Origin of the sequence: Parafrankia sp. EAN1pec (genome assembly GCF_000018005.1) — a bacterium.
Classification (GTDB): Bacteria; Actinomycetota; Actinomycetes; order Frankiales; family Frankiaceae; genus Parafrankia; species Parafrankia soli.
On sequence record NC_009921.1, the window covers coordinates 7,191,479 to 7,209,189 of the forward strand.

Annotated in this window: 15 protein-coding genes and 1 pseudogene; 8 read left to right on the plus strand and 8 right to left on the minus strand. The window is 73.1% G+C overall.

The features are described 5' to 3' along the window. Positions 1–29: 29 nt before the first annotated feature. The gene (gene deoC / locus FRANEAN1_RS29295; RefSeq protein ID WP_157473672.1) at positions 30–797 is read right to left on the minus strand and encodes a deoxyribose-phosphate aldolase; all 768 of its coding nucleotides are present in this window, start codon (positions 795–797) and stop codon (positions 30–32) included. A 50-nt stretch (positions 798–847) separates the two neighbouring features. On the opposite strand from deoC, the gene upp reads away from it, so the two are divergent. Further along, entirely contained in the window at positions 848–1,471 is a 624-nt protein-coding gene (upp, locus tag FRANEAN1_RS29300) for a uracil phosphoribosyltransferase (RefSeq protein ID WP_020463365.1), read from the plus strand. Positions 1,472–1,762: 291 nt separating this feature from the next. Here upp and FRANEAN1_RS29305 read toward each other — a convergent pair whose 3' ends face one another. Beyond that, a complete protein-coding gene (locus FRANEAN1_RS29305; protein ID WP_041254906.1) occupies positions 1,763–3,448 on the minus strand; it encodes a phospho-sugar mutase in 1,686 nt (561 codons plus the stop codon). Positions 3,449–3,765: 317 nt separating this feature from the next. On the opposite strand from FRANEAN1_RS29305, the pseudogene FRANEAN1_RS29310 reads away from it, so the two are divergent. Beyond that, positions 3,766–4,074: pseudogene (locus FRANEAN1_RS29310) on the plus strand (transposase); the annotation flags it as partial. Between the two features lie 36 nt (positions 4,075–4,110). Here FRANEAN1_RS29310 and FRANEAN1_RS29315 read toward each other — a convergent pair. After that, positions 4,111–4,929, minus strand: a complete 819-nt coding sequence (locus tag FRANEAN1_RS29315; protein WP_041254908.1) for a purine-nucleoside phosphorylase — start codon at positions 4,927–4,929, stop codon at positions 4,111–4,113. A gap of 84 nt (positions 4,930–5,013) precedes the next feature. On the opposite strand from FRANEAN1_RS29315, the gene FRANEAN1_RS29320 reads away from it, so the two are divergent. From FRANEAN1_RS29320 to FRANEAN1_RS29335, 4 genes are all read left to right on the plus strand, one after another. Beyond that, positions 5,014–5,427, plus strand: a complete 414-nt coding sequence (locus FRANEAN1_RS29320; RefSeq protein ID WP_041256640.1) for a hypothetical protein — start codon at positions 5,014–5,016, stop codon at positions 5,425–5,427. Between the two features lie 173 nt (positions 5,428–5,600). After that, the gene (gene aspS / locus FRANEAN1_RS29325; RefSeq protein WP_020463369.1) at positions 5,601–7,460 is read left to right on the plus strand and encodes an aspartate--tRNA ligase; all 1,860 of its coding nucleotides are present in this window, start codon (positions 5,601–5,603) and stop codon (positions 7,458–7,460) included. Between the two features lie 269 nt (positions 7,461–7,729). Next, positions 7,730–8,878 (plus strand): glutamate--cysteine ligase, encoded by a 1,149-nt coding sequence (locus FRANEAN1_RS29330; protein WP_020463370.1) that lies wholly within the window; start codon positions 7,730–7,732, stop codon positions 8,876–8,878. A gap of 52 nt (positions 8,879–8,930) precedes the next feature. Beyond that, positions 8,931–10,172, plus strand: coding sequence for an amidohydrolase (locus FRANEAN1_RS29335; protein ID WP_347176805.1), 1,242 nt, complete (start codon positions 8,931–8,933; stop codon positions 10,170–10,172). A 48-nt stretch (positions 10,173–10,220) separates the two neighbouring features. Here the strand turns inward: FRANEAN1_RS29335 and FRANEAN1_RS29340 are convergent, their stop codons facing one another. Further along, positions 10,221–10,661 carry a gamma-glutamylcyclotransferase gene (locus FRANEAN1_RS29340; RefSeq protein ID WP_020463372.1) on the minus strand — a complete coding sequence of 147 codons (441 nt, stop codon included), beginning with the start codon at positions 10,659–10,661 and terminating at the stop codon, positions 10,221–10,223. Positions 10,662–10,874: 213 nt separating this feature from the next. Between FRANEAN1_RS29340 and FRANEAN1_RS29345 the strand changes: the two genes are divergently transcribed. Next, positions 10,875–12,326: an NAD(P)H-quinone dehydrogenase gene (locus FRANEAN1_RS29345; protein ID WP_020463373.1), complete on the plus strand. Its 1,452-nt coding sequence runs from the start codon at positions 10,875–10,877 to the stop codon at positions 12,324–12,326. A 39-nt stretch (positions 12,327–12,365) separates the two neighbouring features. Continuing rightward, positions 12,366–13,727: a PfkB family carbohydrate kinase gene (locus FRANEAN1_RS29350; protein WP_020463374.1), complete on the plus strand. Its 1,362-nt coding sequence runs from the start codon at positions 12,366–12,368 to the stop codon at positions 13,725–13,727. A gap of 24 nt (positions 13,728–13,751) precedes the next feature. On the opposite strand, the gene FRANEAN1_RS29355 is transcribed toward FRANEAN1_RS29350, so the two are convergent. The 4 genes from FRANEAN1_RS29355 to FRANEAN1_RS29370 form a co-directional block, all read right to left on the minus strand. Then, entirely contained in the window at positions 13,752–14,378 is a 627-nt protein-coding gene (locus tag FRANEAN1_RS29355) for a DNA-3-methyladenine glycosylase I (protein ID WP_020463375.1), read from the minus strand. Further along, a complete protein-coding gene (locus FRANEAN1_RS29360) occupies positions 14,375–15,463 on the minus strand; it encodes an adenosine deaminase (protein ID WP_041256642.1) in 1,089 nt (362 codons plus the stop codon). Before FRANEAN1_RS29360 ends, FRANEAN1_RS29355 begins: the two co-directional genes overlap by 4 nt. 304 nt (positions 15,464–15,767) lie before the next feature. After that, complete coding sequence (locus FRANEAN1_RS29365; protein ID WP_020463377.1) at positions 15,768–17,102, minus strand: thymidine phosphorylase; 1,335 nt, start codon at positions 17,100–17,102, stop codon at positions 15,768–15,770. Further along, the gene (locus FRANEAN1_RS29370) at positions 17,099–17,563 is read right to left on the minus strand and encodes a cytidine deaminase (protein WP_049796056.1); all 465 of its coding nucleotides are present in this window, start codon (positions 17,561–17,563) and stop codon (positions 17,099–17,101) included. The genes FRANEAN1_RS29365 and FRANEAN1_RS29370 overlap by 4 nt, the downstream gene beginning before the upstream one ends. Positions 17,564–17,711 lie beyond the last annotated feature (148 nt).

Genomic DNA, 17,711 nt, shown 5'->3' on the forward strand with positions numbered 1-17,711 from the left:
GGCGGGCCGGTGGCGGGCCGACGGCGGGGTCAGGCCGGGATGTCGGCGAGGATGTCCTTGGTCGCGGAGAGGCCCAGGCGGGTGGCGCCGGCGTCGACGAAGGCCAGGGCCTGGTCGGCGGTGCGGATGCCGCCAGAGGCCTTGACGCCCAGCCGGCCGCCGACCGCGGCGACCATTGCCCGCACCGCGCGCAGCGAGGCGCCGCCGGCCGGGCTGAAGCCGGTCGAGGTCTTCACGAACTCGGCGCCGCCGTCCTCCGCGGCTCGGCAGGCCGCCGCGATGCTCTCGTCCGGGAGCAGGGCCGTCTCGAGGATCACTTTGAGGATCACGTGCGGCGGGACGGACAGTCGCACCTCGGTGATCTCGGTCTCGATGGCGCGCCAGTTCTCATCCATGATGTTCGCGATGTCGACGACCATGTCGATCTCGGTCGCGCCGTCGGCCACCGCGCGCCGGGCCTCCTCGGCCTTGATCACCGTGAGGTGTGTCCCGTGCGGGAAGCCGACGACCGAGGCGACCGCGAACGACGGATCGGCGTCCTTGCCGGCCTGGCGGGCGCTGGCGGCGGCGAGGAAGACGTGGGTCGGGGCGACGCAGACGGTGCCGACGCCGAGTTTCGCCGCGTCCGCGCAGAGGTTGACGATCTCCTCGCCGGTCGCCTCGGGGCGCAGCAGGGTGTGGTCGATCATGCGCGCGAGCTCGGCGCGGCGGGGCGCGACCCGACGCCCGGCGGCGTCGGAGTCGGCGCCCGGCGCGGGACGGTCGGGTCCGGCGGGAGCCGTTGTCATACCTTGCATCATCGCCCATGCGCAGTGTGGGTTCTCGAGTGTCCCGGTAGGAGCCAACCGTGCAGGTTCAGGTCGTCGATCATCCGCTGGCAGCGACCGCGCTCACCGTCCTGCGGGACGAGCGCACGGCACGCGCCGCCTTCCGCGCCGCCCTGCACGACCTGTCGACGATGCTCGTCTACGAGGCGACCCGCGAGCTGCCGACGATGCCCGTCTCGGTGACGACGCCGCTGGCGACCACCGCCGGGGTGGTGCTCGCGGCCGAGCCGGTGGTCGTGCCCGTGCTGCGGGCCGGTCTCGGCATGCTGCCGGCCGCGCTCACCCTGATGCCGGACGCGCGGTCGGCGTTCATCGGCCTCTCCCGCGACGAGACGACCTTCGAGCCCCGGGTCTACCTCGAGTCGGTGCCGGCGGACCTGGCGGGGCGGCCGGTGTTCCTGCTCGACCCGATGCTGGCGACCGGCGGCTCCGCGCTGCACGCACTGCGGCTGCTCACCGCCCGGGGCGCGACCGGCATCGTCGTGGTCTCCGTCGTCGCCGCGCCAGAGGGGGTCGCCGCGCTGGAGGGCAGCGGCCTGGACATCAGCGTGGTCACCGCCGTGGTGGACGAGAAGCTGAACGACACCGCCTACATCGTTCCGGGGCTCGGCGACGCCGGCGACCGGATCTACGGCGCCGTCTAGCGCGCCGCCCGCCGACCCGCGTGTGCGTCGGGACCGCTCCGCGCGTGTCACCGGGGAGATCGGCACGCTCCCGCAGCACGCCCTTCTCCCCGCTGTCCGCCGGCTCCCGCTGTCCGCCGTTCATGCGCCCCCACGGGCGACATCGATGACGATCTTGCCTTCGGCTCTGCCTGATGCGCGCTACGTTCTATGGATCACGCCCCCATCATCGTCTCCCGGGCCGCCGCGGCGGTAGCGTCGAGCCACGCCACGATGCCCACTGCCGGCACCTGCGCTCGTGGCCGGCCTGCACTAGTGGTCGCGGCCCAGCAGGTCGGCGGCGGCGTCGCGCAGCGCGTCCAACTGGGTCTGGGCACGGCGGCGCGCGGCGGCCGGGCCGATCGCCGCCACGGCCGCACGGTCCGCGACGGCCTGCAGATAGATCTTGAGCTTCGGTTCGGTGCCGCTCGGCCGGGCTACGAGCCGCGCTCCGCCGTCCAGGTCGAAGATCAGGACGTCCGCGGGCGGGAGACCGTCCACCGCGCCGGTGAGCAGGTCCCGGACGGCGGTCACGGGACGGCCGGCGACGCGGTCGGGCGGGGACGTCCGCAGCCGGCGCATCGCCGCGGCGACGGCCGCGAGATCGTCGAGGCGGACGGACACCTGGCCGGTGGCGAACACGCCGATGCGGCGGTGCAGGTCGTCGAGGACGTCCAGCAGGGTGCGCCCGGCGCGTTTCTCGCGCTGGGCGGCCCGCGCGAGGGCCAGCGCGGCGGTGATGCCGTCCTTGTCCCGCACCAGGTCGGGGGCCACGGCGTAGCCGAGGGCCTCCTCGTAGCCGAACACGAGGCCGGGATCGGCACGCATGATCCATTTGAAGCCGGTCAGGGTCTGGGCACAGGGCACGCCGTGGTCGCGGGCGAGCTCCGCCAGGGCCGAGGAGCTGACCACGGTCGTCGCGACCGGTCCGGGCCGCGCCCGCAGGACGTGGTCGGCCAGCAGCAGCCCGATCTCATCCCCGGTCAGCACCCGGCCGCCGACCGCCGCGGCGCACCGGTCGGCGTCCGGGTCGTTCGCGAGCACCAGGTCGGCGCCCACCCGCTCGCCCAGGGCCAGCACGGCGTCGAGCACCCCGGGCTCCTCCGGGTTCGGGAACGGCGCCGTGGGGAAGTCGGGATCCGGGGCTCGCTGGGCGGCAACGGGCACCGGGACGGGCAGGCCGGCGCGGGCGAACACCGCGGCCAGGACGTCGGCGCCGACGCCGTGCAGCGGCGTATAGGCGATCCGCAGTGGCGGCCCGTCCACCGGCGCGGCGGTGTCGACCGCGCGCACCGCGCCCTCGACGTATGCGGTGACGACCGAGGCGTCGAGACGGGTCCAGCCGTCGGCGAGCGGGATCGCAGCGGCCGGGCCGACCGCGGCGATCTCGTGCTCGATCTCGGTGTCAGCCGGGGCGACGAGCTGGGCGCCCCGCCCCGCCTCACCCACGGAACCGCCGAGATAGACCTTGTAGCCGTTGTCGGACGCCGGATTGTGACTCGCCGTGATCATTATTCCGGCCGCCGCGTCCAGGTGGCGGACGGCGAACGCCAGCACCGGGGTGGGCCCCGACTCTGGGAGGACCAGCGCCCGGACGCCCTGCCCGGCCAGCACCCGGGCCGCGTCGAGGGCGAAGTGGTCGCTGCGCCGGCGGGCGTCGTATCCGATCACCACCACCGGCGGCCCGGTCACGCGGCGCCGTAGCCAGGAGCCGAGGCCGGCGGTGGTCCGCCGCACCACGGCGGTGTTCATCCCGGCCGGCCCGGCCCGCAGCGGCCCGCGCAGCCCCGCGGTGCCGAAGGCGAGCGGTCCGGTGAAACGCTCGGTGAGCTCGCGGGTGTCGCCCGCGGCCACCAGCCGGGCGAGCTCGGCCCGGTCGCCGGGGTCCGGGTCCGCAGCAAGCCAGGCCGCGACCCGTGCCGGCAGCGGCTCGGGCAGCCCGCAGACGGGGGCGGTCATGGCTCCACCAGAATGCCGGCACGCCCCACCCGCCCGACGGCCCGGTTCCTTCCGGCCCGAGGCCCGTCCGGCCTGGTTCGGTGTCGAGTCGTCACGGGCGGTCGTCACCAGTGCTCCTGGAGGATGCCCTGGCCTTCAGGCCGGGGAGGAATCCGGTCTCCCGCGGAGCGGGGCACGGGCAGGCGGTCCGCTGTTAGGCGGGCCACTGTCGGCGAGCGCAACATAACAGATGAAGGATCCAGCCTTTTATAAAGTGACCGCTTCCTTTCGTAATGTTGACAATAATAGTATGCGGGTCTTACGAGAGTGGGATATAGGGCTGGGGTCTGCTCGTCCGCCGGTTGGAGCAGAAGGCCCCCGGGCGGGTTGAGAAGGTCCCCGCCGCGTACACGAGTCAGCGTTGCTCTGCCTGCGGGCATGTGGCGTCCGGGAACCGCGAGAGCCAAGCGGTCTTCCGGTGCCTCGCCTGTGGGCACACGGCCAACGCCGACGTCAACGCGGCGGTGAACATCGCGGTTGGGAACATCGCGGCCGGACGGGCCGTGACCGCGCGGGGAGGCGCGGCGTTGGCCGGGCCCGCGAACCGCGAACCTCAACACTGCGCACCCCTTCCGACGGGTGTGTAGGGGTTGGAATCCCCGCGTTCACGCGGGGGAGGGATGTCAAAGCGCGGTGATGACCTCGGCGAGCATCGAGCCCATCCGGCCGGCCGCCGCGGCGCCGGCGGCGAGGACCTCGGTGTGGTCCAGTGGCGCGCCGGTCATCCCGGCGGCCAGGTTCGTGACCAGCGAGAGCGCGAGCACGTCGATGCCGAGCGCCCGGGCGGCGATCGTCTCGTGCACCGTCGACATGCCGACGAGGTCGGCACCGAGCCCGCGCAGCATGCGGATCTCGGCCGGCGTCTCGAAGTGCGGGCCGGGCAGCGCCGCGTAGATCCCTTCGACCAGGCTCGGCTCCACGGTGCGGGCGAGAGCGCGCAACCGGGGCGAGTAGGCGTCGGTGAGGTCGGTGAACAGCGGGCCGACCAGAGGCGAGCGGCCGGTCAGGTTGAGGTGGTCGGCGACCAGCACCGGTTGGCCCACGTGCAGGTCGGAACGCAGCCCACCGGCCGCGTTCGTCAGGACGACGGTGCCCGCGCCGGCGGCGTGCGCGGTGCGGACGGTGTGCACGACCCGGGAGAGGTCGTGGCCCTCGTAGGCGTGCACCCGGCCGAGGAAGACCAGCAGCCGCCGCCCGCCGAGCAGGATGGAACGGGCCGTGGGCGCGTGCCCGGGAACATCCGTGGCGGGGAAGCCGCCCAGGTCGGCGAAGTCGACGTCCACGACGTCGGTGCCGAGACCAGCCAGGACGTCCGCCGCGGGCCGCCAGCCGGACCCGAGGACGATCGCGACGTCGTGCCGGTCGGCCCCGGTGCGCTCGGCCAGGCAGGCCGCCGACGCCGCGGCGTCGGCGGCGGCGCTGATGATGTCGCTGTCCGCCACCAGGCGACTGTACGACTCGCGGCATACCACTCCCGCGTGGCCCCGGCCCGGCACCGCCTGGCGTTTCGGGAGCACACTGGTGAGGTGTCCCTCGTCCCCTCCGTCCGGAAGCCCCCGCGGGTGCCGCTTGAGGACGGAGAGCTCATCGAGGTCGTGCTGCGCGGTCGGATGACGGACCCGGCCGGTGGCGGGCGAGTCACCGCGAAGGCCGAGCGCTTCGTCGGGCATCGCCTCGGCACGTCCCGCTGGATCATGCTGACCACGCGGCGGCTGCTGGTGGTCGCGCCCTTCCCGCGGGAGGGCGACTGGTTCGACGTCTCCTACGACCGGCGGGACGTCTCCGCCTCCCGCGGCCTGCGGCACGGCGAGGTGATCGTGGTCGAGCTGAAGACCCCCGGCGGACGACAGATCCTGCGGCTGCCGAATCGCATGCGGTCTGAGGCGGCACGCCTCATCAGGGCCCTGCGCCCGGCCGAGCCCACCCCCCGCCAGACCTGAGCGCCGGCGGCACGGCCGCCACCACGGCCCACGCGGCGATCATCGGCAGGGCCGTCCGATAGGGTCGACAGCGACGTGACGCGGCTCCCGATCAGTCGCATCAGTCAAATCAGCTATTGGTGACATCAGCACTAGCGGTGACATCAGCAAGTGGTGACACAGGACGGATGGCCATGTCGACAGCCGCCAGCACGCCCGGAACGCACAGCACCGCGATGCGTACCCACCTGTGCGGTGATCTGGGGCTCGGCAACGCCGGCCAGCGGGTGACGGTCTGCGGGTGGGTCGCGCACCGCCGCCAGCACGGCCAGTCGCTGATGTTCGTCGACCTGCGCGACCACTCGGGCCTGCTCCAGTGCGTCGTCGACGGCTCGGTCGACGCTCGCTCCGAGTACGTCCTGCGGATCACCGGCACCGTCACCGCCCGCCCGGAGGGCACCGTGAACCCGGCCCTGGCCACCGGCGAGGTCGAACTGACGGACTGCGCCGTCGAGGTGCTCTCGGTCGCCGCGCCGCCGCCGTTCCCGCTCGACGACCGGGCCGACTCCGTCGAGGAGAGCACCCGGCTCACCTACCGGTACCTCGACCTGCGCCGCGACCGGATGCAGCGCAACCTGCGGACCCGCTCGGCGGTCCTCGGCGCGCTGCGCACCGCGTTCGCCGACCGCGGGTTCGTCGAGGTGGAGACGCCGCTGCTGATGCCGTCGACGCCGGAGGGCGCGCGCGAGTTCGTCGTCCCGTCCCGGCAGTTCCCGGGCAGCTTCTACGCGCTGCCGCAGTCGCCGCAGCTTTTCAAGCAGCTGCTGATGGTCGGCGGGATGGACCGCTACTTCCAGCTCGCGCGCTGCCTGCGCGACGAGGACCTGCGCGCCGACCGGCAGTACGAGTTCACCCAGCTCGACCTGGAGATGAGCTTCGTCGGCGTCGACGACATCCTCGATGTGGTCTCCGCGGCGGTGCTCTCGGCCGCCGCCGCGGCCGCGGCGGGCTCCGGGCGCGCCGTGCCCGAGATCGAGCGGCTGACCTGGCACGACGCGATGAACCGGTTCGGGGTCGACAAGCCCGACCTGCGGTTCGGGATGGAGCTCGTCGAGCTCACCGCGATCTTCGCCGACAGCGGCTTCAAGGCGTTCGCCGGCGCCCCGGCGGTCAAGGGCATCCGGGTGCCGGGCGGGTCGGCCACGCACAACCGCAAGGCGCTCGACACCCTCACCGACCGCGCCAAGAAGCTGGGTGCGAAGGGCCTGGTGTGGATGCGCGTCGCCGCCGCCGGGGGGCTGGAGTCACCGGTCGCGAAGTTCCTCTCCCCCGCGGAGCTCACCGGGATCGTCACGGCGACCGCGGCCGAGGAGGGCGACCTGCTGCTGCTCGTCGCGGACGAGTGGGAGACCACCTGCGAGGTGCTCGGCCAGCTGCGCAACGACCTCGGGCGTCCGCCCGCCGGCGCGGGCGAGCTGCGTTTCGCCTGGGTGGTCGACTTCCCCCTGTTCGTCGGCGTGGACGCGGCCACCGGGCGGCCGAAGCCGGGGCACCACCCGTTCACCCGGCCGCATCCCGACGACGTCGAGAAGATGGAGTCCGAGCCGCTGGCGGTGCGCAGCCTGGCCTACGACCTGGTGCTCAACGGGTGGGAGCTGGGCTCGGGGTCGATCCGGATCCACGAGAGCGAGCTGCAGCAGCGCGTCTTCGGGCTGCTGGGCATCTCGCCGGAGGAGGCGAAGGCCCGGTTCGGGTTCTTCCTCACCCCGTTCGGGTACGGCGCCCCGCCGCACGGTGGATTCGCGTTCGGTATCGACCGGCTTGTCGCCGTCCTCGCGGGCGAGGACAACATCCGTGAGGTCATCGCCTTCCCGAAGACCCAGTCCGGGCTCGACCCGCTGACCGGCGCTCCCACGACGATCGACGAGCGGCAGCTCCGCGAGCTCGGTATCCGCGTGGTCGCCCCCGCCGTGCCCGGTCCGGCGGCGCCCGCGAAGCCCGGCGGTCCGGCGGCGCCCACCGTTCCCGCCGCGCCCGCCCGCCCGGCATCCTGACAGCGGCCGGGTTCCCCTGTCCCCGGCGCTGCGGAGAGATCCCGGTCAGTCACGCGGAAGTACTCGCCGCCACGAAAAGTCAAACTAAGATAACTCTCAGTCGGAGCAAATCCGGACACTGAGGCGCGCGTGGCCAACGACCCGTAAGGGGTGTGCCTTCGTCCCTTCGGGGGGTACGGCCGCGCGATCTGGGTAACCAGCCCGGAGAGCTCGCTGCCCGAGTTCCGGGCCCGCCCGCTGGCGGGGCCCGCTCACCCGGAGGAGCCGCGGTGCACATTCCCTTCTCGTCGTCGCCGAGTTCGAGCCTTGGGATCGAGTGGGAGCTGGAACTCGTCGACCTGCAGAGCCGGCACCTGCGTGGCGGCGCGACCGAGATCCTCGAGGACCTGCGGGCCAAGGTCGGCGAGGAGGGCGCCGCCAAGGCCAAGCACGAGCTCTTCGAGTCGACCATCGAAGTGATCACCGGGGTGTGTCAGACCGTGCCCGAGGCCACCGCCGACCTGCTCGGCACGGTCGAGGTGCTGCGGGATCTGGCCGAGCGGCGCGGCATCGGCCTGATGTGCTCCGGCACCCACCCGATCAGCGAGTACTCCACCCAGAAGATCACCGCGGACGACCGCTACGACCGCCTGGTCGGCCGGATGCAGTGGCTGGCCCGGCGGCTGCTCATCTTCGGGGTGCACGTCCACGTGGGCGTGCGCTCGCCGGAGAAGGCGATGCCCATCGTGAACGCGCTGATGTCCTACATCCCGCACTTCCTGGCGCTCTCGGCGTCCTCGCCCTACTGGCTCGGCTCGCACACGGGGCTCGCGTCGTCGCGCTCACGGGTGTTCGAGAGCCTGCCGACCGCCGGCCTGCCCTACCCGCTGCACGACTGGGCGGCGTTCGAGGGGTTCATGGAGACCCTGGTGACGGCCGGCACCATCGAGACGATCCGCGAGGTGTGGTGGGACATCCGCCCCCACCCCAACTTCGGCACCGTCGAGCTGCGCATCTGCGACGGCCTGCCGACGCTGCTCGAGGTCGGCGCGGTCGCCGCGCTCGCGCAGTGCATCGTCGACCGGATGAACACCCAGCTCGACCGCGGGTACCGGCTTCCGGCCCCGCAACGCTGGGTGGTGCAGGAGAACAAGTGGCGGGCCGCCCGCTACGGGCTCGACGCGGAGATCATGGTGGACGACCGCGGCACCGTGCGCCCGGTCAGCACCGACATCGTCGACCTCGTCGAGGATCTCCTCCCCGTCGCCCGCCGGCTCGGCTGTGAAACCGAGCTCACCAACGTCGACCGGATCCTCACCTCCGGGGCGAGCTACACCCGACAGGAACTTGCCGCGCGGCGGGCCGGCGGAGACCTCACCGCTGTGGTCGATACGCTGCTTGCGGAGATGAACGCGGGGCGACCGGTCACCCACGGGTAACCGGCCTGCCGGAGCGACAGCGGAGGGCCCGGCCCGGTAGATGACAGCGGACATGACACACAGGACCGCCGCGGCGGGCATGCCGATCACGGCGGCCTGGCTCGCGGAGCACGAGGACGAGCTGATCGCGCTGCGGCGTGACCTGCACGCCCATCCCGAGCTGGGCCGCCAGGAGCATCGCACGGCGCGCGTCCTGGAGGAACGGCTGCTGGCCGCCGGCCTGAGCCCGCAGCGGCTCCCCGACGTGCCCGGCCTGTGGTGCGACATCGGCGCGGGGGTCGACTCGGGCGGCCCGGTGGTGATGATGCGCGCCGACATGGACGCGCTGCCACTCGCCGACGTCAAGGACGTCCCGTACCGGTCGACGGTGCCGGGCGTCGCCCACGCCTGCGGGCACGACGTGCACACCACCGTGGCCCTCGGCGCCGGTCTGGCGCTCGCCGAGCACGCCCGGGCACACCCGTTGCCGGGTACCGTGCGGCTGCTCTTCCAGCCGGCGGAGGAGACCATGCCCGGCGGCTCGCTCGACGTGATCGACGCCGGCGTGCTCAAGCCGGTGACCTCGGCGATCACCGTGCACTGCGACCCCGCCCTCGACGTGGGCACCATCGGGCTGCGCTCCGGCCCGATCACCTCGGCCGCCGACGCGGTGGAGATCACCCTGGCCGGGCCGGGCGGGCACACCTCACGGCCGCAGAACACCGTCGACCTGGTGTACGCCCTCGCCCGGCTGGCGGTGGACCTGCCGGCCGCGCTGTCCCGGCGGGTCGACCCGCGCTCCGCGCTCTCGCTGGTCTGGGGCCAGATCCAGTCGGGCACCGTCACGAACGCCATCCCGCGCACCGGCAAGCTGCGCGGGACGATCCGCACGCTGTCCCGGGAGACCTGGGAGGCGGCGCCGGAGCTGGTCGAACGCCTCGCCGAACAGCTCGTCGCCCCGTACGGGGCGCAGATCGCCGTCGACTACGTGCGCGGCGTCCCGCCGGTGGTCAACCACGCGGACGTCGTCGACGCGTTCGGCGCGGTGGTCGACGCGGTGTTCGGGCACGGGGCGGCCACCTCGGTCGCCCAGTCGCTGGGCGGCGAGGATTTCGGCTGGTATCTCACCCACGTGCCCGGCGGCCTGGCCCGGCTGGGCACCCGGACACCGGGCGGCCCCACCTACGACCTGCACCAGGGCAGTTTCGACGTCGACGAGCGCGCGGTCGGCGTCGGTGTGAGGTTCCTCTCCGCCGCCGCCTGTGAGCTGCTCGACCGCTCGGCCGACCCGGTGGGCCCGGACGACCTGGCCTAGGCCAGGTCGTCCGGTGCTGCCCGGCCGGGCAGGCCGGGCAGGCCCGGATCAGGCGATCGGGCGTCCACGGAGCTCGGTGACGTACTCGGAGGGGGCACCGGCCTTCTCGGCCGCGTCCGCGATCATGTCGAGGTAGTTGCGCGACGGCAGCCCGCCCTCGTAGGTGTTCAGCACGTACGTCCAGGCCAGGCTCTCGCCGTCCAGGGTCGACACCCGCACCCGGATGCGGGTGTAGAGGCCGGTGTCGGCGCCCTCCCAGATGTCGAGCCGCTCCAGGTCGTAGCGGTCGAGGTCGTACAGCAGGACGTACACGTGGGCGCCGGGCGCCTCGACGATGGTCGCCAGCGCTCCGTCCCAGCCGACGTTCTCACCGCCGAAGGTCAGGCGCCAGCCCCTGATCCACCCGGTGCCGATCACCGGGGAGTGCGGCGTGCGCTGCTTCATGTGCGCCGGATCGAGGTTGCTCGCGTAGGCGGCGTACTTCGTCATCGTCGGGGTCTCTTCCGATCTCCCCCGCCCGGTGCGAGAGCGCGGGGGTGGCTTCCACGCCGGGTGCGGCCACCGGCGTCACGGGGATGGACCGACGTCACGGGGGGCGTCCGACGTCGGTGGAAGATACTACGGAGGCCGCCGCACCGGGACGAGAGGGACGTCGGAAGAGGGGCAAACTAGGGAGGTACGACGAGCTCTGGAGGATCCCACGTGACGCGCATCGTCATCCTTGGCGGCGGACCCGGCGGCTACGAGGCGGCCCTGGTCGCCGCGTCCCTCGGCGCGACCGTGACCGTGATCGACTCAGACGGCATCGGCGGGGCGTGTGTCCTGACCGACTGCGTGCCGTCGAAGACCCTCATCGCGACATCGGAGACGATGACGAACTTCGCGATGGCGCCGGCGCTGGGGGTGCGCCCACATGGCGACCCCTCGGCCGAGGTCGGCAGCTGGGAGCTGACCGGCCTGCCCCACCTCACGCCACCGGACGTGGTCACGGTCGACCCCGAGCAGGTCAACGAACGGGTGCGGGCGCTGGCCCAGGCCCAGTCCGCCGACATCGAGCGCCGCCTGGAGCGGGAGCGGGTCGAGGTGGTGCACGGCACCGGACGCCTGGTCGGCCCGCACGCGGTCGAGACGTCCGACGGCGAGACGTTCGTCGGCGACATCGTCCTGGTCGCCACCGGGGCGTCGCCGCGGGAGATCTCCGGCTGCGAGCCGGACGGCGAGCGCATCCTCACCTGGCGCCACCTGTACGACCTCAAGGAGATCCCCGAGCACCTGGTCGTGGTCGGTTCCGGCGTCACCGGCGCCGAGTTCGCCAGCGCCTACCGGGCGCTCGGCGCCGAGGTGACACTTGTCTCCTCACGCGAGCGGGTGCTGCCCGGCGAGGACCCGGACGCGGCCCGGGTGATCGAGGATGTCTTCGTCCGCCGCGGCATCGAGGTACTCAACCGCTCCCGGGCCGCCGCGGCGCGCCGGATCGGTGACGGCGTCCTCGTCGAGCTCACCGACGGCCGGACGGTGACAGGCAGCCACGCGCTGATGGCGGTGGGTTCGGTGCCGCGGACGAAGGGCCTCGGTCTCACCGAGGTCGGCGTCCGGCTCGGCTCCGGCGGCCACGTCGTCGTCGACCGCATGTCCCGGACGTCGGTTCCCGGCGTGTACGCGGCCGGCGACTGCACCGGCGTGCTCCCGCTGGCGTCCGTCGCCGCGATGCAGGGCCGGATCGCGATGTGGCACGCCCTCGGCGAGGCGGTGACCCCGCTGCGCCTGGGCACCGTGTCGTCGAACATCTTCACCGAGCCCGAGATCGCCACCGTCGGGGTGACCCAGCGGATGAAGGACTCCGGCGCGATCGCCGCCGAGGTCACCACAGTGCCACTGATGCGCAATCCTCGAGCGAAGATGATGGGGATAGCGGATGGCTTCGTGAAGTTGTTCTGCCGGCCCGGAAGTGGCAGCGTCCTGGGTGGCGTCATCGTTGCTCCGCGTGCAAGTGAACTGATCCTCTCAATTTCACTCGCGGTGGAGAACGGTCTGACCGTCGACCAGATCGCGCACACCTTCTCGATCTATCCCTCCTTGTCCGGTTCCATCACTGAGGCGGCCCGTGTCCTGCGGCCGCGCGACCTGTTCGCCGGCTTCGACACCCCCGCCTGAACAGGCCTGTCACTCCGGCCCAGGCCGGATAATGGGCCCATGAAAGGCGTCTTCGTCGGCCTGACGACGCTTGATTCGGTCTACCTCGTGGATCGGCTTCCAGGTGCCGACGAGAAGTGTGTGGCGCGGGATTTCGCCATGAATGCGGGCGGGCCCGCGACGAACGCCGCGGTGACGTTCGCCTACCTCGGCGGGCGGGCCTGCCTCGTGAGCGCCATCGGCACGTCCCCGGCCGCGGCGCTCGTGCATGCGGATCTCGCGCGCTACGGGGTCCGGCACATCGAGCTGGTGCCGGAGCAGTCCGGCGACGGTGCCGCCGGTCCCTACGGAGCCCTCGCCGCGCAGGGAGTGGCCGGTCCCGCCGGCCAGCACGGCCCGCCCGGCAAGCCCACCGGGCTGCGCTCCGGCGGCACCCGCTCCGGCTACGGCCCGGCGGGACCGCTCACCGGATACCCGCACGTGCGCGGCCGGGGCGGGCCCGGCCTGCCCGGCGGCGCGACCCACAGCCCCGCCGGGGCGGTCAAGCCAGCCGGCCACGTGCACGGCCCGGTCGGCGGCGCCCACGGCGGCGGGCACGGTGGGCACGGCAGCGGACCCGGCGGTGGCCACGGTGGGCCTGGCGGTCACGGTGCGATCGGCGGTCACGGCGGCCACGGCGGGATCGGCGGCCACGGGGTGGCCGGCGGGGCCGGGCTCGGTGGAGCCGGCGTCCTCGGCGGGATGGCCGGCCTGGCCGGTGCCGTCCAGACCGGGCCGAACACGGCGGCCGCCGGCCACCTGGCCGGCCAGTCGGCGATGTCCTACGCCCTCCCGATGTCAGCGGTCATGGTGACCTCGCAGACCGGTGAGCGTGCGGTGACCTCGACGCACGGCATGGTCCCCCGGTGCACCGCGAACACCTCCGCCGCGGCCGCGGTCGCCGACGCCGACGTGGTCGTGCTCGACGGCCACCAGGTCGACGCCGCCATCGGCCTGCTCCGCACGCTGCGCGGCTCAGGCCCGCCGGTCCTCCTCGACGGCGGAAGCTGGAAGCCCGGCACCGAGCAGATCCTGCCGTTCGTCGACGTCGTGATCTGCTCGACCGCGTTCCGCCCCCCGGGCTTCGACCCCGGCGCGGACATCCTCGGCCTGCTGCTGCGCTACGGGCCGTTCTTCGTCGCCGTCACGGACGGCCCCGGGCCCATCCGCTGGGCCACGGCGGAACGGCGCGGCCACGTGCTGCCCCCGGTGGTGGCCGCCCGCGACACCCTGGGCGCCGGCGACGTCTTCCACGGTGCCTTCGCCTGGATGATGGCCCACGGCGCGCTCGCGACCGACGAGCTGGTCGGAGCCCTCGGCGAGGCCTCACGGGTCGCCGCCCGCTCCGTCCAGACCTTCGGCCCCCGCAGCTGGATGACCTGACCCGGCGGGCTGCCGGGGATGCGGTCAGCCCGCAGGCGCGGTCAGCCCGGCGGCCTGGGCGGCGGGCTCGACGGCCGCGTCCCGCGCCGCGCAGCCGGCGAGGTGGTCGTTCACCAGCCCGCACGCCTGCATGAGCGCATACGCGGTGGTCGGGCCGACGAAGACGAAGCCGTGCCCCCGCAGCGCCTTCGCCAGCGCCTTGGACTCGGCGGTCACCGCCGGGACGTCGGCGAGCCGGACCGGGGCCGGACGGGACGGCGGCGCGAACGACCAGACCAGCTCCTCCAGCGGCTCGGTCAGGGCGAGCACCGCGCGGGCGTTCGCGATCGTCGCCTCGATCTTGCGCCGGTTGCGGACGATGCCGGCGTCCAGGAGAAGTTCCTCGACCGTGCCCGCGCCGAACGCGGCGACGGCGGCCGGATCGAACCCCGCGAACGCCGCCCGGAACGCCGGACGCTTGCGCAGGATCGTCAGCCACGACAGCCCGGACTGGAACGCCTCCAGCGTCATCCGCTCGAACAGGCCGACAGTGTCCCGAACGGGCCGGCCCCACTCGGTGTCGTGGTACTCGACGTACAGCGGCGTCGACAGCCCCCAGGGACACCGCGACCGCCCGTCCACCCCGGCTGCCAGGTCGGACAACCCGGTCACGGGACGAGCCCCTCGAAGCCGGGCTTGATGACCTCGTTGATCAGCGCGAGACGCTGGTCAAATGGGAGGAAGGCAGACTTCATCGCGTTCACGGTCAGCCAGCGGATGTCGGACCAGCCGTAGCCGAACGTCTCGACCAGGGTCGCGAACTCGCTGGACAGCGTCACCCCGCTCATCAGCCGGTTGTCGGTGTTCACCGTGACCCGGAAGTGCAGCCTGCGCAGCAGACCGATCGGATGGCGCTCGATGCTCGGCGCCGCCCCGGTGTGCACGTTCGACGACGGGCACATCTCCAGCGGGACACGGACATCGCGCACATAGTCGGCCAGATCCCCGAGGGTGGCGTTTCCGTCCGGGTCGACCGTGATGTCGTCGACGATGCGCACGCCGTGCCCCAGCCGGTCGGCGTTGCACCACTGCAGCGCCTCCCAGATCGACGGCAGCCCGAACGCCTCACCCGCGTGGATCGTGAAGTGCCCGTTCGCCCGCTGGATGTACTGGAACGCGTCCAGGTGGCGGGTCGGCGGGTTGCCCGCCTCCGCCCCGGCGATGTCGAACCCGACCACCCCGGCCTCCCGCCACCGGACGGCCAGCTCCGCGATCTCCAACGAGCGGGCCTGGTGGCGCATGGCGGTCACCAGCGCGCGCACGTGCAGGCCGGTTCCCGCCGAGCCGGCGCGGAAGCCGTCCAACGCGGCCTCGACCACCTCGTCGAGCGACATGCCCTGCTCGACGTGGAGCTCCGGGGCGAACCGGACCTCCGCGTAGACGACCCCGTCGGCGGCCAGATCCTCGGCGCACTCGCGGGCCACCCGGGCCACGGCCTCGGGCGTCTGCATGACGCCCACCGTGTGGCTGAACGTCTCCAGGTACCGCACGAGCGACCCGGTGTGCGCACCTCCGCGGAACCAGGTACCGAGCTTGTCGACATCGGTCGTCGGCAGCCTGGTGTACCCGGTGGCGTCAGCCAGCTCGACGATGGTCGCGGGCCGCAGGCCACCATCAAGATGATCGTGCAGCAGGACCTTGGGAACCCGGCGGATCGCAGCCTCAGTGATCTTCTCGCTGGCCTGGCCAGCAGGGATGTCCACGCTCACCTCCCTGACGGTAGGCCACCCCACCGACAGTTCGCCGTCCGCCACATGACGACGAGCAGACACCGCGCCCCAATCCACCGCACCCGCACCGCCTGCCCCCCATACCCCCATGCGCTGCAGCCCGCATCCCGCGACCCGGCGCACCGCAGCCCGCGCATCCCAGCACACTGCGGTTCACCAGCCGCCCATCAGATTCACAAATAACCCAAACAGAAAACAATCTGCACACACCAAAATGGCATGTCGCGCGGATCAGCAGCGCGGCGCGCAGATCAGCGGGGCGGGGCGCGGGTCAGCGGATGTGGTCGAGGATCAGGGGGGTGGGAGGGGGCGGCTCGTCGGTGACCGAGACGGCGTCCGCGAGTGCGGAGAGCGCGCGGGGGAAGGTCGCCTCGTCGTCGGAGTAGAGCTCGATCAGGGGGGCGCCGGCCTGGACCTGCTCCCCCACCGCCGCCAGCCAACGCAGTCCAGCTGCCGGCGAGACGGGATCTTCCTTCCGCGCGCGCCCCGCGCCCAGGCGCCAGGCGGCGATGCCCAGGGCGCGGGCGTCGAGGCGGCTCAGGTAGCCGTCCGCCGGAGCGGAGACAGTGCGGGTGAACGCGGCGGTCGGCAGCGGGGCGTCCGGATCGCCGCCCTGGGCGGCGACCATCGCGCGCCACACGTCGTATGCCGCCCCGGAGGCCAGGACCTCCGCCGGATCCGGCGCGGCACCGGAACCACCGCTGAGGCCGACGATGTCCAGCATGACGCGGGCGAGGGCGACGGTCACCTCGACGAGGTCCGACGGGCCCGCCCCGCGCAGGGTCTCGACCGCCTCGGTCACCTCGGGGCCGTTGCCCGCGGTGCGGCCCAGCGGGGTGTCCATCGCGGTGAGCAGGGCCTCGGTGCGCACCCCGGCGCGGGCGCCCAGGCCGACCATCGTCCGCGCGAGCTCGCGGGCGTCGGCGAGTGAGGTCATGAAGGCGCCGGCGCCGACCTTGACGTCCAGGACCAGCGCGGACGTCCCCTCCGCGATCTTCTTGCTCATGATCGAGGAGGCGATCAGCGGGATGGACTCGACCGTGCCGGTGACGTCGCGCAGGGCGTACAGCCTGCGGTCCGCGGGAGCCAGGCCGGGGCCGGCGGCGCAGATGACGGCGCCGACGTCCGCCAGCACGGCACGCATGGTGCCCGGGTCGAGATCGGCGCGCCAGCCGGGGATCGCCTCCATTTTGTCAAGCGTCCCGCCGGTGTGCCCGAGCCCACGTCCGGACAGCTGCGGGACGGCCGCTCCGCACGCGGCCACCAGCGGGGCGAGGACCAGCGAGACCTTGTCCCCGACCCCGCCGGTGGAATGCTTGTCGACCGTCGGGCGGGTCAGGCCGGACAGGTCCAGCCGTTCGCCGCTGGCGATCATCGCCGACGTCCAGTGATCCAGTTCGTCGGAGGCCATGCCGCGCCAGACCACGGCCATCAGGTAGGCGGACATCTGCTCGTCGGCGACCCGGCCGTGGGTGTAGGCGTCGATGAGCCAGGCGACCGCGTCCGCCGGCAGCGCCGCCCCGTCGCGCTTGGCCCGGATGAGGTCGACGACGTCGTGGGACGCCGCAGGACCGCCGTGATCGCTGCCGGGGGCATCAGCGCTCATGCTCCGCGCTCCGCCGCAGGTGCCCGCTCCGCCGCAGGTGCCCGCTCCACCGCAGGTGCCTGCTCCGCCGCGGGCGGCAGGTCCGCCGGGCCGAAGGCGCCGGGGAGGAGCTCGCCCAGGGTACGGATTCCGTCCGCGGTCGCCAGTTCGAGCTCGGGACCTCCGTGCTCGTGAAGAAGCTGGCGGCAGCGACCGCACGGCGCGAGCGGCGCGCCCGTGCCGTCCACACAGGCGAAGGCGACCAGCCGGCCACCACCGCTGGCCCGCAGCGCCGAGACAAGACCACATTCAGCGCACAATGTGAGCCCGTAGGAGGCGTTCTCTACGTTGCAACCGACGACGACCCGACCGTCGTCGACCATCGCCGCAGCGCCGACCCGCAGGCCCGAGTAGGGCGCGTAGGCGTGCCGCGCCACCCGCACCGCCTCGCCCCGCAGGTGCTCCCAGCCGCTGTCGTCCACGTTCCCTCCCCGACGGTTCGCCTTCCTTCCAGGCTGTCCGCCCGGATGCGCCAGGTCGCCGACCAGATGCACCGCGTCACGCCGGGCCCGGCGGACCGGCCCGCACGGCCCGTCGGCGCCGGCCCCGACCAGCATGCCCCACTGCCGG

What these genes read in the sequence shown, in the direction of transcription:
- FRANEAN1_RS29365 (WP_020463377.1), bottom strand. Translation starts at nt 17,102, where the DNA reads ATGAGCGCTGATGCCCCCGGCAGCGATCACGGCGGTCCTGCGGCGTCC.
- aspS (WP_020463369.1), top strand. Translation starts at nt 5,601, where the DNA reads ATGTCGACAGCCGCCAGCACGCCCGGAACGCACAGCACCGCGATGCGT.
- deoC (WP_157473672.1), bottom strand. Translation starts at nt 797, where the DNA reads ATGCAAGGTATGACAACGGCTCCCGCCGGACCCGACCGTCCCGCGCCG.
- FRANEAN1_RS29340 (WP_020463372.1), bottom strand. Translation starts at nt 10,661, where the DNA reads ATGACGAAGTACGCCGCCTACGCGAGCAACCTCGATCCGGCGCACATG.
- FRANEAN1_RS29350 (WP_020463374.1), top strand. Translation starts at nt 12,366, where the DNA reads ATGAAAGGCGTCTTCGTCGGCCTGACGACGCTTGATTCGGTCTACCTC.
- FRANEAN1_RS29335 (WP_347176805.1), top strand. Translation starts at nt 8,931, where the DNA reads ATGACACACAGGACCGCCGCGGCGGGCATGCCGATCACGGCGGCCTGG.
- FRANEAN1_RS29305 (WP_041254906.1), bottom strand. Translation starts at nt 3,448, where the DNA reads ATGACCGCCCCCGTCTGCGGGCTGCCCGAGCCGCTGCCGGCACGGGTC.